Source organism: Paenibacillus sp. PvR133 (assembly GCF_017833155.1).
In the GTDB taxonomy this organism is placed as follows: Bacteria; Bacillota; Bacilli; order Paenibacillales; family Paenibacillaceae; genus Paenibacillus; species Paenibacillus polymyxa_B.
The window spans coordinates 605,001-621,297 of the sequence record NZ_JAFIBS010000001.1; the positions used below are offsets into that span (position 1 = coordinate 605,001).

Below are 16,297 nucleotides of genomic sequence, written 5' to 3' on the forward strand. Positions count from 1 at the left end.
CAGCACAAGACCGCTCGTCTGTTCAAGCGCTACCAGCTCGTCATAAAGCACATCATATTCTTTGTCGCTGATCTTGGGTTCATCCAGTGTGTAGTAATGATAGTTATATGTGTTCAGTTCAGCAACAAGCTGCTCCATCCTGTGCATTGGGTTCATGCAGGCGTATCCCTCCGGGAACTTCATCAGGGCAGAGGCCTAAGCCAAGCTGCCACTCATGAGGTTCGAGATTTAATGATGTTTGAGATTTATTCTACTTTTGTAATTGGTGCAAAGCCAGCCAGCAGTCGTTTAACCCCTACTGGAGCCGGGAAAGCAATTTGAAGCTCCATATCATTACCCGTCCCTTTTACAGCGACAATGGTTCCAATCCCCCATTTGCCATGCTGTACCTTGTCTCCAGCCGCAAAAATGGAGGGGCCTCCTGCCGAAGCAGCCGGAGTTGCTTTCGCAGATGAAGATGTCGTTACTGTTACGCGGGGTGACGCGGAAGCGGACGAACCACTGCGGCTCATCGTATCAAACGAGCGTTCTCCACCAAAGTTGCTGCCACTACCTTTATTCAGTCCGCGCCCACCATAAGATCCGCCTACATTGCCTGAACGGCGGTAGCGGTCACGTTTAATGATCGTATCCTCTTTTAACTCGTCCGGAATCTCTTCGAGAAAGCGGGAAGGCGGGTTAGCTGTGGTGCGGCCAAACAGAGTGCGCATCTGTGCGCATGTAAGGAACAGTTGCTCCTCTGCACGGGTAATCCCGACATACGCCAATCTGCGCTCCTCCTCCAGCTCTTCGTTATCCAAAAAGGCACGACTATGAGGGAATACTCCCTCCTCCATACCGACAATAAATACGATAGGAAACTCCAGTCCTTTGGCGCTATGCATGGTCATCAATACAACCGCATCGCTTTGTTCTTCTTCATCGTCATTCATGGAATCAATATCGGCAATCAGAGCAAGGTCGGTCAGGAAGGAGACGAGTGACTTGTCTTCCGCTCCTTTTTCAAATTCCATGGTTACCGACAGGAACTCATCAATATTCTCCAAGCGCGAGCGTGACTCAAGTGTATTCTCGTTTTGCAGCTCCAATCGATATTGGGTGGTTTCCAACATTTTTTCTGTTAACTCGGTAACCGACAGGTAGTCTACCATCCGACTTAAACCTTCGATCATATCGTAAAACTCTACCAACGCATTGCGCGTACGTCCTGCAAAGCCCAAATCGTCTACAACTTGAAGGACACGGAAAATCGAAACTCCACGTTCCGCTGCAGCTGCCTGCAATTTACCGACGGTCGTGTCTCCGATGCTTCGTTTTGGCACATTAATGATTCGGATCAAGCTGATGTCGTCGTCAGGATTGGAGAGTAGGCGAAGATACGCCAGCAAATCCTTAATTTCTTTACGATCATAGAACTTGATACCGCCCACGATCTGGTAAGGAATATCCGATTTAATCAAAATTTCCTCGACAACCCGAGACTGAGCATTCGTACGGTACAAAATGGCATGATGGCTATAGGTTTTGCCCGCATTAATATTCTTATGAATTTCTGAGGCGATAAAGTAGCCCTCATCATGCTCGGAGTCAGCACGGTAAACTTTAATCTTGGCTCCGCCTTCTTTGTCAGTCCATAGTTTCTTCGGCTTGCGGCCTGTATTTTGACCAATAACTTCGTTGGCAGCATTGAGAATATTTGAGGTGGACCGGTAGTTCTGCTCCAGCAAAATGGTGCGCGCTTCCGGGTAGTCCTCTTCAAAATTCAAAATGTTGCTAATATCCGCCCCCCGCCACCGATAGATGGATTGGTCACTGTCACCTACTACGCAAATCCGGTGATGCTTGTCGGCCAGCATTTTGCACAGCATGTACTGCGCACGGTTCGTATCCTGATATTCATCAACATGAATGTATTGAAATTTCTTCTGGTAGAAATCCAGTACCTCAGGTACTTCTTTAAATAGCTGAATCGTTGCCATGATCAAATCATCAAAATCAAGAGAGTTGTTGTTTTTGAGCCGTTGTTGGTACTTGGTATATACCTTCGCCACAATCCCCTCAAAATAGTCGCCAATCTTGCGCTCATACATTTCGGGAGTGACCAGTTCATTTTTAGCCGTACTCATCATAGACTGAACCGCTTTGGGTTCAAACTTTTTGGTGTCTATATTCAGGTCCTTCATGCAGCTCCGAATGACAGACAATTGATCCGTAGAATCCAAAATGCTGAAATTGGAGGTGAAGCCAATCCGCTCGATATCCCGACGCAAAATACGCACACACATCGAGTGGAAGGTGGATACCCACACATCTCTCCCCTGCGGGCCAATCAGCTTGGATACGCGATCTTGCATTTCACGCGCAGCCTTGTTCGTAAAGGTAATCGCCAAAATGCCCCATGGAGCCGTCTTGCGGGTCGCGATGAGGTAAGCTATTCGGTGCGTGAGCACCCGTGTTTTACCACTGCCTGCGCCAGCCATAATCAGCAGCGGACCATCTACCGCCTCCACAGCCTGACGCTGAGGCGGATTAAGGCGAGCTACCGCCTCGTGTATATCTATTGATTGCATGCGTGCATGCTCCTTTCCCTGAGCTTCCATAAATTCACGTTCTATACTTCCAATTTCACAGCTATCGTCTCCAGCGCCTTCGCCAAATCACGATAAATGATGTTACCTACTACAATGGTGTCACAAACAGCAGCCGCTTGTAACGCGGTAGATTTATCCACGATTCCTCCCCCGTATAGGACACGAGAGCGCTCAGTACTGCGATGTATTTTTTGCACCAGCTCCATATCTCCAAAAGCACCGCTATATTCCACATATACAATCGGCAGATGCATGAGCTTGTCAGCAATCTGTGCATATGAGGCGGCAGATGAAGCATCCAGCGAAGCATCTGCTCCGGTAAGCTTAGCGACCGTAGAATCACCGTTCAAAACAATATATCCTTCCGCCACAAGCAAATCCCACGGGATCATATAACCAAACTGTTCAATCGCACGTTGGTGCTGCCCTAGAATCCAATTACTGTCAGTGGTATTCAGTACCATGGGAATCATATATAGATCAAACCCTGGCACTACAGCCTCCAGATCGGACACCTCAAGCACACACGGCACCTCATAACGCCGAACCCGTGACAGCAAATCCACCGTATTTTCATAGGTTACGCCCGATGAACCTCCTACCATAATGGCGTCCGTACCAGACATACACACGGCGTCAAGTGCCTCGTCATCCAGTTCCTTGTCAGGATCAAGCTTAAACACATGCTTCCATGATTGAATTGAATCTGCCAACACACATTCCTCCAGCATCCATTGCTTTTGTTATGATCCAGTCGAGCCGAATTCCAATATCCAAAAGCGTTCTATGCTAAGTCTATGACAGTGCTTAAAAGGTGTCAATGTTCGTATCAAATGGGAACACCCCGTTCAGACAGCTCATGGTCGTAGCGCATACAACCAACTGCGTTTACTAAGTTCTTTTTCCGTTAAAATATCTGTATAGAAACCTCGCACACCCATCTGTTCATACTCAGCCGCATCCTTCAACTCATTAATGGTATTTACGTAGCACACTGCTCCTGCCTGGCGCAAACTTTCCACTAAAGCACCACTCACCCGATTCTCTGGTAAAGTTACTGCCGTTATATCATTTTGCTGTACAAATCGAAGGATCTGGTCATCTTTATCCTCTGTGGCGTAGAGCGTATAAATAACGGATGGATAGGGATAAATACTCCGCAACGTTTGCAGCATTTCTTCATTGTAAATTTGAGGAACAATACGGGACAAAAGCTCGGGGTTTTTCTCCTGTGCCTGACGGGTCAGTTGTGCAAACAACTGTTTGATTTGGGCAGGGTCCTGTTCTTTCGTATCGGTCACAATATAAGCATCCGGGTATGTTTCCAATAGATCCAATACATCCTTCCAATCTACTGGAGTATAGGAACCGTGTATGGGTGTGTTTTTAAATTGATGATAGCTCCAAGGTTTTCCGCCCTGTTCTGTAGCAACTGCGTGTTCCTGTTGCATTTGCTCTGTAAAAGATTCTGTCCATTCATGGCGCGCCACCAAATGTCCGTCCGAAGTAAACATCAGGTCGACCTCGAATACGCGGCTGCCTTTTTTATAATTTTCCACAAACGCTTCACGCGCATTAGTATAGGCCAAACCATCAACGGCTCCCATGGCATGCGAAATCACACGGTGCGTGGTAAAGCCAATATGTTCTTCTGTAGATTGCCCTTTGTAAGCCAGTAAAAATGTGCCGATTAACATTAAAAGAATGACCGTAGCAATCAATCGTTTCATAGGGTGTCACATCCTTTTCGTACAGGTCAATACCCCACATACGCATACTCAAAACAACTGCCAGACGCAAAAACACCCTCCGGCTAAACCGAAGGGTGACTCTGGATTAATACGCGTTCTTGAAACCATTGCGAATCGTACGGAAAATAATTTTAATATCGAATAAGAGCGACCAGTTCTCAATATAGAAAATGTCATGCTTAATCCGTTCCTCAATAGATGTATCTCCACGCAACCCGTTGCTCTGTGCCCAGCCTGTGATTCCAGGACGAACATGATGCTTCACCATGTATTTTGGAATTTCCTCACGGAACTGATCCACATAATAGGGTCGTTCTGGGCGTGGACCAACGACACTCATATCACCCAGCAGAACGTTGAAAAATTGCGGCAACTCGTCGAGACTCGTTTTACGAATAAAAGTACCAAAACGTGTGCGTCTTGGGTCATTAACAGTCGTCCAGCCCGTATCTTCAGTTCCAGGGGGCAGCACCTTCATCGAACGAAATTTGTACATTCGGAAGGTGCGACGGTTCAAGCCTACCCGCTCCTGCTTAAAAATGATTGGCCCTCTGGATGTAATCATCACACCAATCGCCACCCCTAGCATGATCGGAGAGGTCAGGAGAATCGCGAATAAAGAGAATAAAATATCGAACAGACGCTTAAACAATCGATTCCCCGCCACATCCAGTGGAATATCCCGTACATTGATCATCGGCATACCTGCAAAGTTGTCAAAGTACGGGCGAGCCGGCAAATAATCGAAAAAGTCGGGGATTATAAGCGTGCGCACTCCAGCTTTTTCACACATGTTGATAATCTTGGGGTACTTATCATGAGCATCCAGCGGCAGCGCCAGAATGACCTCGTCAATCATCAGACGCGACAGCGTAGCCTCCAATTGATCTAAGCCTCCAAGAATCGGGCGAAAATGCGCCTCTTCCTCTTCACTCCAATGCCGCTTATCATCCAGAAAACCCACTACCTCGTATCCCAGATCAGGATACTGTCCAAGGTTATGATAAAATCGTTGGCCTAGAGTACCCGCCCCGAGAATAAGCATGAATTGCTTGTTGTACCCTTTTTGACGGAGAGCTTTAAGAACTTGCTTCAAAAAAAATCGGTAAAACAAAATAAGCAGCACGTTTCCAACCATATAGATTGCCAAATAGGACCGCGAAATGTCGATTTGCTTCACGAAGAACATCACACTCAATAGCACGAACAGGCCAACGATATGAATCTGGGTGACGCGGAATACGTCGTCTGCAAACCGTTTTTTGCGTTTGGGCGAATAGAGCGAAAATAACATCCCCAACACTACAGCAATCAGGCCGTAGATTAAGCTCCAGCCTCCATATACTTGAATAGGAAGCGGTTCTTTATAGGTGATCCATTCACTTTCAAATTTGAAAAACCAAGCGATCAGAAAGGACAACTGAATGACCGCGAAATCCGCCACAATATATAATTGGGTTAGAAAACGCTGATTTCTGCGTATCATGCTTTCACCTCAGTACGAGATTGTTCCCCGCCGTCTGGCTTGACCGGTGCGGACAACTTATTTTTTAGAAAGGCCATTCCAAATTTCACGGTAATTCCCGCATATACAGCCATATTGGTGATCCAACTGTATTGCTGTTTATAATGCTTACGATGAAATACCCACATTGCTCTATGAAACTCATAAATAATTTTCAAAGGACGACGGCGCGCGCTGCCCCCTTTGATATGAATAATATATGTGCGCGGGTAGTAGTAAATGCCCCACCCAGCTTGCTTAATCCGGTAACACCAGTCAATATCCTCACCATACATAAAAAAGGTTTCGTCCAAACCCCCGACCTGGTCAATCGTCTCCCGGCGCACCAGCATAAAAGCACCTACCAGTACATCTACAGGATACTCATCGTCCGGGCTTAGATGCCCAAGTTGATATTGATTGTACTTCGGGTTATCCGGGTAATGCTTCGACCAGCCGAAAGCGTAGTAAAAAGAAGCTGACGGCGTTGGAAATCCTCGCTTACAAGCCTTGTCTAATGATCCATCCGGCAAGATGACCTTGCAACCCGATGCCCCCATCTCCGGATGCGTATCCATAAACTGAACCATTGTATCCAGCGTGTCCGGTTGCACCAACGTATCGGAGTTCAATAACAATATATAACGCCCGCTGGCTACTTCCATCCCCTGGTTGTTCGCCTTGGCAAAACCTGTATTATTCTTATTGGCTATCAACGTAATCTCCGGGTATGCAGCACGAATAGCCTCAACAGATCCGTCACTGGAGTGATTATCAATAACAATCACTTCATATCGGTACTGCGACTTTGACGCATACACCGATTGCAAACAATCCAGCGTCAATTGACACGTATTATAGTTGACGACCAGTATGCTTACATCCATATTTAAAACGCTCCTGACAAATTCAGTAATCTATTCTACTATCGCCTATTATAGCATACCGCGCAGACCACGGGGCGCAAAAAAGCACATAACTTGTAACCTTACATAGTTAGTAGAATTTCACAAAATTCGATTCCTGTCGCTCCAAAGTGCAAATATAGACAAACGAAACCATTTCGATCTATATATTGTTCATTGGGAGTCGTTTATTAGATTTTTGTAAAATCCTCGGTTGAGGTCTAAAATTCATCGTGGTAAGATATACATGGAAAAAGGGCTGGTGCCAGCCAGCCCCTGCGCAACCAACGCTCCAAGAGCGGACGGTTTTGGAACAATCAGGCCGAAAATAGACCCTTCCTTGCGGGGGCGGTCTATTTTCGTTTGTTAAACTCTAACAGTGTGACGATTAACGCCCCGAACGTCAGCATTAAACTGAGCGCCTCAAACACTGTCACAGGCTTCACCCCCCTCCTCGGGAGAGTTAGCCGACCGCCCTTGCCAGCTCTATCGGTTGCACGTTTCAATTATACTATATTTTTCCATAAAGGAACACGCATTCGATGGTATTTTATCTAGTATTCATTTGCACCTTTGACTATTTGACGCTCATATATGGAAAAAAGTTTCAATATTTTTCTTTCCATACCTCTATAACTTCCTCATTATGAAAACCAACTTATAAATCCAGTTGTCCAACCGTGACTGCCTATAAAATGGAGACTGCCAAATATATTTCATACGAGAAAATACGCCCTTTTGGTAGCTTTCCAGGAACTGATCCATATCTTTATACATTTGAGGAGACATGTCTTGTCCATAAAGTTGAATAAATTGCTGGGCTTGTTTGCTTAAAATATAGCGATTTTTTCCTTTTATAAATCTACTTAGTCTTTTCCTCCACTTGCTAACCCAGCCATCAGTAGAACCTCCCAACACATTGTTTTGATGCTGCCGATACAAAATGGACGGCTCGGGGTCAAAAACAACCTCACCAAAAGAGGAGGTGCATAAGTAAATCCACCAGTCATGCATAATAATGTTATCCAAAGAAGTCGGAATTCTCTTTTTCACGAGCTCGAGTGTTTCTGTATTGATCACCATGGTACAACCTACACACACATTCTCAATGAGAGCATTATAGAAGGATACAGGTCGCGGGATGTCAGCTGGCCATACTTTGAGTGGTTCCAATGTTTGAGAGACCATTTGTGTAGCAGAACAGTACATCAGCGGCCGACTTCCATCCTGATCCCTGAGATGAGACACAGCCTGAGCGAGTTTGTTCGGCATCCACACATCATCCTGATCACAAAAAGCGTAATAGTCGAATGTCTCAGACGATCTTTGAATCAAATCAAAAAAGCTTTTAATAACCCCTACATTGCCCTCGAGGCATAAAATAATCTGTTGAGGATAACGTTGCTTCAGCACTCTCAACTTGGCAACCGTATCATCTGTCGAGCCATCATCACGAATTAGAATCTGAACTTCTACGTCTTTTTGATTGATGAGACTTTCTATTTGCTCATCTAAATAAGCTGCTCCATTATATGTAGACAATAAAATTTGTATGTTAGGTCTGTTCAGAGTAATGACCTCCTTCTTTTAAAATGTGTAATAGAGGGACAATAGGTTCCATCTGCTTATACATTATAATGCTCAGCGTCCTTAATCAACATAGGCTTTAATATAATAAAATCTCCCAATCATGAACTGATGGGAGATTGTTGATATTTATAATAAGGTTTTAATTACTCGGATTTACTAAGACACTCCTGCAAAAAATCACGCAATCCCTCACGCCAGTCGCGCAAATCATTTAACCCGTTGGTTCGGATCGCTATATGCTCCATAACAGAGTTGCGTGGCCGCGCTGCCGGTCTGGGGAATTGCTCTGTGCTGCACGGCTCCAATTTCGCTGTGATCTTGGCATCTAATATTTCCGCCGCATCCTGTAAAATAGCTTGCGTAAATTCATACCAGGTACAGGAGCCACTATTGGATGCATGGTATACGCCATACTTCTCCGTTTGAATCAATTCCGCCAAAAAACGTGCCAAATCCACTGTATAGGTAGGTGAACCCTTCTGATCATTCACCACCTGCAGGAGCGGCTTCTCCTGACCAAGCTTCAGCATCGTTTTGACAAAATTGTTCCCGTGCAATCCATAAACCCAAGATGTACGAACAATAAAATACCTAGAGGAAAGTGTTTGGGTCAATACCTCTCCCGCCCGTTTGGACTTTCCGTAGATACTCTGCGGATTGGTATTATCGTACTCATGATATGGCTGCTTTGCCGTTCCATCGAACACATAATCTGTACTGATATAAACCAGCTTGGCCCCAACCTTTTCCGCAGCCAGCGCCATATTACGTGTACCTGCCACGTTGACTTGATAAGCCCCGTCTACATCGGTCTCCGCTGCATCCACAGCCGTATACGCTGCACAGTGGATTACGACATCAGGTTGATATTGTCCTACAATCTTCACCGTCTGCTGCAAATCCGTGATATCCAATTGTTCGCGATCGTAACCCAGGACATCATGTCCTTGCTCCTGAAAAACCTTTACTACGTCTTTACCAAGTTGGCCGGATGCTCCAGTAACCAATACCTTCATTCTACGCATCCCCCAAGCGGGAACCGTACTGCTTTGCATAGTATTGTTGATATTCGCCAGATTGAATGCGAGTCCACCATTCTTCGTTGTCTAAATACCAGCGAATCGTTTCTTTAATGCCGGTTTCAAAAGAGTGCTTTGGCTTCCAGCCCAACTCATTCATCGTCTTCGTTGGATCAATACCATAACGGCGGTCATGACCTGGACGATCCTGCACATACGAAATCAGAGATTCTGGCTTGCCCAGCTCCTCCAATACCGTTTTGACGATATGCACATTTGTCCGCTCGTTATTTCCCCCGATATTGTATACTTCACCCAGTTTACCCTGATGAATGACCAGATCAATTGCACTGCAATGATCCTCTACATACAACCAGTCGCGAATGTTCAAGCCATCCCCGTATACAGGTAACTGTTGATCGCTCAGTGCACGTGAGATCATTAGCGGGATCAATTTTTCAGGAAACTGGTATGGACCATAGTTGTTAGAACAACGCGTGATATTCACTGGTAAACCGAAGGTTTCATGATATGCACGAACTAGCAGATCGCCACCTGCCTTGGATGCAGAATAAGGACTATTAGGCTGCAACGGAGTTTCCTCCGTAAACAATCCTGTTTCTCCCAGAGAACCGTACACCTCATCTGTTGATACCTGTACAAACTTGGTCACGTTATATTTCTTGGCTGCGTCCAGTAGCACTTGCGTACCCAATACGTTTGTTTTCACAAACACTTCCGGTTCCAAAATACTCCGATCCACATGTGACTCCGCTGCAAAATTAACTACCACATCGATTCCCTGCTGCATCAGCTGGTCAATCGCTTGTGCGTCGGTAATATCTACTTTGATGAAGCTATGTTTGGGGTTATTTTCAATGGATTTCAAATTTTCCAGGTTACCTGCATAGGTAAGAGCATCTATATTTACAATTTCATAATCTGGATGGTGTTTTAACATATACAATACAAAGTTACTACCTATAAATCCGGCCCCGCCGGTGACAAGAAGTTTCATACAGACCTCCTAAATCTTATTATTCCTCTAATCAAAATTAATGTTTGCGTCAGCCAGTGCTGGATGCTTCTGATCCTTCTCCGAAAGAATAGCATGAGAAGTTGGCCAATCAATCCCTAGTGCAGGATCATTCCACAGAATTCCACGATCATTTTCAGGTGAATAATACTCGTCTACCTTATACAGCACTTGAGTGTTAGGAACAAGCGTACAGAACCCATGAGCAAAACCCTTAGGCACCAGTAGCTGACGTCTATTATGCTCGCTTAAGATGACTCCGACCCATTGACCGAACGTCGGAGAACTTTTACGAATATCCAAAATCACATCGTAGATAGCTCCAGAAAGCACACGAATGAGTTTGGTCTGTGCTTTAGGATTAAGCTGGTAATGCAAGCCACGAATCACACCGGCTTCTGCAGACAAGGATTGGTTATCCTGAATAAAAGCATGGTCTATTCCGTTTTCTTTCATGATCTGTTCATTGTAACTTTCCATAAAAAAACCACGGTGATCACCATGAACCACGGGTTCAATGATTTTTGCATCTTCTAGTTTCAAAGGGATTACCTTCATTTCGTTCTCATCCTCCCTTTATTTTAAATCTTTAGCTTTCCAAACTCTTCACCAAACACGATATCCTTAGCCAATTCATTAGCTCGCGCAAGAGATGGGTGAGTTCCTGCATCTGTCCACCAGCCTTGAAGAACATCGTACGTCAATGTTCCATTAGCAATATATGCATTGTTAACATCAGTGATCTCAAGTTCTCCTCGAGCTGAAGGTTCGAGCGTTTTTACAATTTCAAACACACTATGATCGAACATATAAATGCCTGTTACAGCATAATCACTTTTTGGTTCTTTAGGTTTTTCTTCAATTGACACAATACGCTCCCCTTGAAGCTCGGCCACTCCAAAACGATGTGGATCCTGTACCTGTTGAAGAAGAATTTTTGCACCCGTGGTTTGATTACGAAAATTATCCACGAAAGGTGCAATATCATCTTCAAACACATTATCGCCTAAAATAACAACCATTTGATCATCACCTACAAATTGCTCAGCCAGATCAAGAGCTTGTGCGATCCCGCCTGCCTCATCCTGAACTTTATAAGTGAATGTTACTCCCATTTCACGCCCGCTACCAAGAAGGTTAACGACATCTCCCATATGCTCTTTACCTGTAACGATAAGAATATCTTGTATGTCAGCTTGCTTGAGCTTGGATACGGAGTGGAAAATCATTGGATATTTACCCACAGGCAGCAGATGTTTATTTGTTACTTTGGTTAAGGGGTAGAGGCGAGAGCCTGTACCTCCTGCAAGAATTATACCTTTCATTGCTCCTCCTTAATTACTTTCAGATTATTTTTGGTATCATATTTGCGCAAATATAAGTTTAGCAATATTTTAATAAGTAGTAGATTTCCTCGAAGTGGGCTAATCTTAGTAGGTACTTTCCCCTTTGGATATGAACGTTCAACAGGAATTTCCGTAACTTTATAGCCTAATTTGGGCGCTTTAACTGACAAATAGCCCAACAGCTCATAAGTCTCGAAAACATCTCTAAAGGGATGTAATTCAGGATCTTTTAAAAATCGAGCAGAATGGGCTCTAAATCCATTGGTAGTGTCTGTATAATGATATCCTGCAACTAATGATATAAACGGGGCATGAATAAGTTTAATAGCAAGTTTTCTTGATACAGGAGTATTTATTTCCTTACCTCCTGGTACATATCTTGAACCTTGCACAAAATCATAGCCTTCATCAAGTTTCTTAATGAATTCAGGAATTGATTCAACACTATCTTTATTATTCCCATCCACAGTAATGATGCCCTCATATTGCTCTTGTAATGCGTAAGCGAACCCTATCCGTAATTGTGCACTCAACTTACCCTTATCTTTTTTCACTAGGATAGCTCTTACACGATTATCTAAAAGAAATGATTCATCCAAAGAACCATCGGTGCTCCCACCATCTAAAATGATAATATCAACAGTTTCTGCAAGTGATTTTAACTTGCTAAGCTGCTTTTGAATTTTAATTCCCTCATTAATAACAGGAATACAAACACAGTATTTACTACCTTTTGACTTGAACTCTTTAAGCTCAAAATTAGGTATTGACCAATTTTCATTTTGTATAGCATTCATTGGTAGGATTTTCCCCTTAATTATACATAAATTTCTGAAGCATATTTTAGGGCCCGCTCAACTGTTCCAGCATTCGAATTGTCCCCGTTCTTCATTTCAATAGACACCCAGTTTTTATATTCGTTTTCTTTTAGCACCTCTGCTATTTCCCTATGTGGTGACACACTTCCCTCGCCACCGACCTTATTAAGATAAGGTTCGCTAATATGAAAATGACTCAAATAAGGCATACTTTTTTCAATAGCAGAAGAAATATTTTCGTTATTTAAAGTAAGAGCGCCCGCATCCAGATGCAATTGAAAACCAGCATGGTTTACTTCCTGAACCAATTGTATACCTTCATCACTATTCGTAATGAAATCACAACCATATTGGGATGGATTAGGCTCTATACATAAGGTTACATTTTCTATAACAGCAGCCTCAGCAAGTTCCGCAAAAAATGGAATAGCAATGTCCAGTTGCTCACTCTTAGACAGTCCATTGGAAAGTCGGTTCTTAGGAGATCCAAATACCAGCGCTTTAACTCCTATTTTTCCCGCCAAGTCCATTATACCCAGTACATATTCCTTTAGCTTGTTACGAGATTCAACATTTGAAAACAAATTCAGCCCATGCTGTCCAAATAATAATGATTGCATAGCAATTAGTTGAATATTTCTTTGTTCCCAATATTGCTTAAATTGTAGTAATTCGTTAGGTCCGCAATCTAATGGTCGTTCCCAAAATTTAGTAGGGGCAATTTCTAGTCCACGAATGCCAAGTTTATTAAGCAACAGAATGATCTCTTCATCCTCATTACTATTCCACGCAATATTGGAAATAGAAAGTTTCATTAAAGAGCCCTCTTTTCTTCCTCAATAAATGCTTTAATCTCCTGTAGAACTTCTTTCTTAGATTTCATATATTCTTTATTGTCACGGTCACTGAAAATATGTGAATACAAACTCCTCATATCATATAAAACAGGCTTCTTCTCCGTTTCATTGGAAAAGTTAATATTCAGTCCAGCCCGAGCAATTTCTTTTGCACTCACAGGCTCTGTAGCAAAATTCACTATGCTTAGCGAATTATCAAGTGCGATTTGAATATCATCCCACAAATGGTTCATATTATAAAATTGAAATTCACTTAGGTGATGAGTTAGATGTAAAGCATTGTCGTGAATTAAATCATAAATGAAGTTTTTCTTAAGTCCTTTGCCAAATAGACCAGGGAGACGAATAATCAAATGGTCATGAAAAGTTTTGGTAACGAATTGTTCTAAATAAAAGCGATGTTTTCCGTAAGGTTCTGCTGTTTCTGTTTGTATATTCGCAGACTCATCAACTTTAATAGGAGTACTATATACATCAACTGTAGAGATGAGCACAAACTTTTGAGCCTTGACCTCTTTTAAACAGGAAATAAGTTGATTAATATTAGCGAGATCTTCCTCTGGAGCTTGATTAGCCTTCCATTTCACAGCTGGTGCAGCCGCACATACCACTAAATCATATTCCATGCCTTTAATAGACTCAATATTGGACGAATTATATAACTCATCAAATGTGGTCTGTGCAAGTAAAGTGGAGCCTACATACCCAGTAAACCCTACAAGACAATTTTTCTTCACAACACTCTCTCCTTCCTTATTGACCAGAAGCACTCTCTTTTTCTTTAATTAATTCTAGTCTAGGCTTTTTCTCTTTATACATTTCTACAGACTTGGTACTGTAAAAAGGACGATTTTGGATTTCAATTAATATACGCGAAGTGTACTCCCCAATAATTCCGCCAATAAAAAACAAACCAGCAAAACCAAGAGAGATTAAAATCATAAGTGTAGTCCAACCTTGTACTACTGACTGATTAAAAAAGTAATTATATAAAGCGTACCCTCCCATGAACAAGGAAAACAAGAAAAATACACCTGTAAGAAGATGAGCTGCTCTTAATCCAAAATGAGAAAAGGAGACCAATGCATCTACAGCTAATGAAATATTCTCCCGATTTACTTTCCTACCCGTCAGTCTATTTACGGCCTTGTAGTTAATCAAATTTTTAGAATAACCTGTAAGCTCATAAAGCGCTTTTCTATACCTTACTTTTTCCTTCAAATTTAGCATAGCGTTTAAAGCACGACGCGTTACTAAGCGTGCTGTCTCCGTAGAAAGAGATAAATTCAAGTAAGACACCCTATTCAGTATTCTATAAAACATTCGAGATTTCCAGCCAGCTTGTCCAGAGGTAGCAGCGACTATATCAAACCCTTTTCCGGTTGCCGTTTTAAACATCTCGTAGAGCAGGTCCAAATTAAAATCAATAAATAAAGACTCAATTTCAAACACAAAGTCACCCATTGATTTATTAAGTCCGGCCATCATAGCATGCTCAACACCATGTTTTCTGGACAGATTAATAATCGTAGTGTCCCCATAAATATTTTCCATAGCACTATGTGCGTTTTCCAGCGTCTTATCTTGGCTAAAATCGTTAACCAGTATGATCTCATAGTGTTGAAAATATGTCATCATGGTGCGATCTAATTCAGTTAATGCCTGCACAATTTCGTGCTCATTATTGTGCGCATACAGAACAGTAGAAACAAAAACCTGCTCTTTCATAGTACTTCCTCCAAATCATAGATGGTGTTAAACTTTCCAGAAAAAACAGATACAAATCTCGGGTTTTCTGAAAATTCCTTAATAACGGTAGGTCGAGAATCATCAAGTTCTGAAGCACTAATCAATGCTTTTACAGCAAATAGAGATTTTTTGTAGGTTATTTGAATTTCAGGATTAAGATACTTTTTAGCCAACTGGCTCATTCTTGTCCAAGCTGTGTAAGGTCTAACCGAACAAGTGTTACAATTGCTTAATTGTCTTACATTACAAGCATCATTGTATTTCTGACAAGAGAATTCAGGTAAAGCGTTAAAAGACGACTCATGCGGAGTATGTCCAACAGATGTAAGAGAATGATACCCACTTTCTCCAAAAGGCATCAAAGAAAAAAAAGGCCCATCCATTACAGTAATGCCTACATTTTGAACGTTTTCGGTTACTCCTGTCATAATCACTTCACATATTTCATATTTTGTTGAAAATAACTCATAGTCAAACTTACGTAAAATCTGGTTAATACTCGCATAGGTTGCATTAAGTATGTTGGTAGCTGTACAATCAGATCCATCAGTGAAACGAAGTGCATAGCGTTCCTCTTCAATGCTCACTTTATCAATTAGTTGATTGAAAAACAGCGACACATTTTTAAAACCCTGTAACTTCTCCATATACCAATTACGAATTAAATTAGCATCATAGCTATATTCCATCGTTTCGAATGCTGCTTCCACTGTTCCTGGATTAAAATATACTCTGCTGTTAACCTCTACCGCAGGTACTTCAACATAATCGCAGAAATGTTGAAACTGCTCAGCATTTGTTAAGGAATCATTCGCTGAAATCGCATATATTTTCTTAAATCTATCGTTTATAGCAAAAGAAAAATCACGGACAAACCGTTCGTAATAATGAGCAGATTTTGCAGCAGTAGAAACACTTCTTGGGTAATGATACCCGTTGTGAACTCTCGCTTGGTTAATATAACTCGCACGTTGTAAAGGTTTGTCATCAAATTCAATTACAGCTATTTTCAAATCTTTTTTTGCTAATAAGTGAGCAGCATATAGACCGTATATTCCAGCGCCAAAGATAACATAATCGTAATTCAAAAAAGTCATTCCCCTTTTGTTAGTGCCACTTTTTTATATATTT

At 42.4% G+C, this 16,297-nt stretch carries 17 protein-coding genes (1 of these 17 running past the window's edge); all 17 read right to left on the reverse strand.

Going from position 1 to position 16,297, the window contains the following annotated elements:
• On the reverse strand, window positions 1-156 hold the 5' end (the start) of the coding sequence (gene ligA, locus JOE49_RS02745) for an NAD-dependent DNA ligase LigA (RefSeq protein ID WP_209940510.1). It extends 1,860 nt beyond the left edge of the window; the window shows 156 of its 2,016 coding nt (coding positions 1-156); the start codon lies at window positions 154-156; its stop codon lies beyond the left edge, outside the window.
• An 89-nt stretch (window positions 157-245) separates the two neighbouring features.
• Window positions 246-2,570, reverse strand: a complete 2,325-nt coding sequence (gene pcrA, locus JOE49_RS02750; RefSeq protein ID WP_023990577.1) for a DNA helicase PcrA — start codon at window positions 2,568-2,570, stop codon at window positions 246-248.
• A gap of 41 nt (window positions 2,571-2,611) precedes the next feature.
• Window positions 2,612-3,304, reverse strand: a complete 693-nt coding sequence (gene pcrB / locus JOE49_RS02755) for a heptaprenylglyceryl phosphate synthase (protein ID WP_481856216.1) — start codon at window positions 3,302-3,304, stop codon at window positions 2,612-2,614.
• A gap of 144 nt (window positions 3,305-3,448) precedes the next feature.
• Complete coding sequence (locus JOE49_RS02760; RefSeq protein WP_209940511.1) at window positions 3,449-4,321, reverse strand: phosphatidylinositol-specific phospholipase C/glycerophosphodiester phosphodiesterase family protein; 873 nt, start codon at window positions 4,319-4,321, stop codon at window positions 3,449-3,451.
• 106 nt (window positions 4,322-4,427) lie between these two features.
• Window positions 4,428-5,828, reverse strand: a complete 1,401-nt coding sequence (locus JOE49_RS02765) for an undecaprenyl-phosphate glucose phosphotransferase (protein WP_209940512.1) — start codon at window positions 5,826-5,828, stop codon at window positions 4,428-4,430.
• Window positions 5,825-6,733: a glycosyltransferase family 2 protein gene (locus JOE49_RS02770; RefSeq protein WP_209940513.1), complete on the reverse strand. Its 909-nt coding sequence runs from the start codon at window positions 6,731-6,733 to the stop codon at window positions 5,825-5,827. Before JOE49_RS02770 ends, JOE49_RS02765 begins: the two co-directional genes overlap by 4 nt.
• Window positions 6,734-7,104: 371 nt before the next feature.
• A complete protein-coding gene (locus tag JOE49_RS26885) occupies window positions 7,105-7,197 on the reverse strand; it encodes a putative holin-like toxin (protein WP_219727884.1) in 93 nt (30 codons plus the stop codon).
• Window positions 7,198-7,381: 184 nt separating this feature from the next.
• Window positions 7,382-8,293, reverse strand: a complete 912-nt coding sequence (locus JOE49_RS02775) for a glycosyltransferase family 2 protein (protein WP_209940514.1) — start codon at window positions 8,291-8,293, stop codon at window positions 7,382-7,384.
• Window positions 8,294-8,484: 191 nt separating this feature from the next.
• Complete coding sequence (gene rfbD / locus JOE49_RS02780; RefSeq protein WP_209940515.1) at window positions 8,485-9,357, reverse strand: dTDP-4-dehydrorhamnose reductase; 873 nt, start codon at window positions 9,355-9,357, stop codon at window positions 8,485-8,487.
• 1 nt (window position 9,358) lies between these two features.
• Window positions 9,359-10,378, reverse strand: coding sequence for a dTDP-glucose 4,6-dehydratase (gene rfbB / locus JOE49_RS02785; RefSeq protein ID WP_209940516.1), 1,020 nt, complete (start codon window positions 10,376-10,378; stop codon window positions 9,359-9,361).
• 27 nt (window positions 10,379-10,405) lie between these two features.
• A complete protein-coding gene (gene rfbC, locus JOE49_RS02790; RefSeq protein ID WP_209940517.1) occupies window positions 10,406-10,954 on the reverse strand; it encodes a dTDP-4-dehydrorhamnose 3,5-epimerase in 549 nt (182 codons plus the stop codon).
• A gap of 23 nt (window positions 10,955-10,977) precedes the next feature.
• Window positions 10,978-11,721: a sugar phosphate nucleotidyltransferase gene (locus tag JOE49_RS02795; RefSeq protein WP_160788780.1), complete on the reverse strand. Its 744-nt coding sequence runs from the start codon at window positions 11,719-11,721 to the stop codon at window positions 10,978-10,980.
• Window positions 11,718-12,539, reverse strand: coding sequence for a glycosyltransferase family 2 protein (locus JOE49_RS02800; RefSeq protein WP_025723449.1), 822 nt, complete (start codon window positions 12,537-12,539; stop codon window positions 11,718-11,720). The genes JOE49_RS02795 and JOE49_RS02800 overlap by 4 nt, the downstream gene beginning before the upstream one ends.
• 20 nt (window positions 12,540-12,559) lie before the next feature.
• Window positions 12,560-13,375, reverse strand: a complete 816-nt coding sequence (locus JOE49_RS02805) for a sugar phosphate isomerase/epimerase family protein (RefSeq protein ID WP_160788781.1) — start codon at window positions 13,373-13,375, stop codon at window positions 12,560-12,562.
• Entirely contained in the window at window positions 13,375-14,154 is a 780-nt protein-coding gene (locus JOE49_RS02810) for an NAD-dependent epimerase/dehydratase family protein (protein ID WP_209940518.1), read from the reverse strand. Before JOE49_RS02810 ends, JOE49_RS02805 begins: the two co-directional genes overlap by 1 nt.
• A 16-nt stretch (window positions 14,155-14,170) precedes the next feature.
• Window positions 14,171-15,145, reverse strand: a complete 975-nt coding sequence (locus JOE49_RS02815; protein WP_160788783.1) for a glycosyltransferase — start codon at window positions 15,143-15,145, stop codon at window positions 14,171-14,173.
• Entirely contained in the window at window positions 15,142-16,254 is a 1,113-nt protein-coding gene (locus JOE49_RS02820) for an FAD-dependent oxidoreductase (protein WP_209940519.1), read from the reverse strand. The genes JOE49_RS02815 and JOE49_RS02820 overlap by 4 nt, the downstream gene beginning before the upstream one ends.
• Window positions 16,255-16,297 lie beyond the last annotated feature (43 nt).

Coding starts and splice junctions, on each gene's coding strand:
- JOE49_RS02815 (WP_160788783.1), bottom strand. CDS start 15,145: ATGAAAGAGCAGGTTTTTGTTTCTACTGTTCTGTATGCGCACAATAAT.
- rfbC (WP_209940517.1), bottom strand. CDS start 10,954: ATGAAGGTAATCCCTTTGAAACTAGAAGATGCAAAAATCATTGAACCC.
- JOE49_RS02800 (WP_025723449.1), bottom strand. CDS start 12,539: ATGAATGCTATACAAAATGAAAATTGGTCAATACCTAATTTTGAGCTT.
- pcrA (WP_023990577.1), bottom strand. CDS start 2,570: ATGCAATCAATAGATATACACGAGGCGGTAGCTCGCCTTAATCCGCCT.
- JOE49_RS02795 (WP_160788780.1), bottom strand. CDS start 11,721: ATGAAAGGTATAATTCTTGCAGGAGGTACAGGCTCTCGCCTCTACCCC.
- rfbD (WP_209940515.1), bottom strand. CDS start 9,357: ATGAAGGTATTGGTTACTGGAGCATCCGGCCAACTTGGTAAAGACGTA.
- JOE49_RS02765 (WP_209940512.1), bottom strand. CDS start 5,828: ATGATACGCAGAAATCAGCGTTTTCTAACCCAATTATATATTGTGGCG.
- JOE49_RS02770 (WP_209940513.1), bottom strand. CDS start 6,733: ATGGATGTAAGCATACTGGTCGTCAACTATAATACGTGTCAATTGACG.
- JOE49_RS02760 (WP_209940511.1), bottom strand. CDS start 4,321: ATGAAACGATTGATTGCTACGGTCATTCTTTTAATGTTAATCGGCACA.
- rfbB (WP_209940516.1), bottom strand. CDS start 10,378: ATGAAACTTCTTGTCACCGGCGGGGCCGGATTTATAGGTAGTAACTTT.
- JOE49_RS02805 (WP_160788781.1), bottom strand. CDS start 13,375: ATGAAACTTTCTATTTCCAATATTGCGTGGAATAGTAATGAGGATGAA.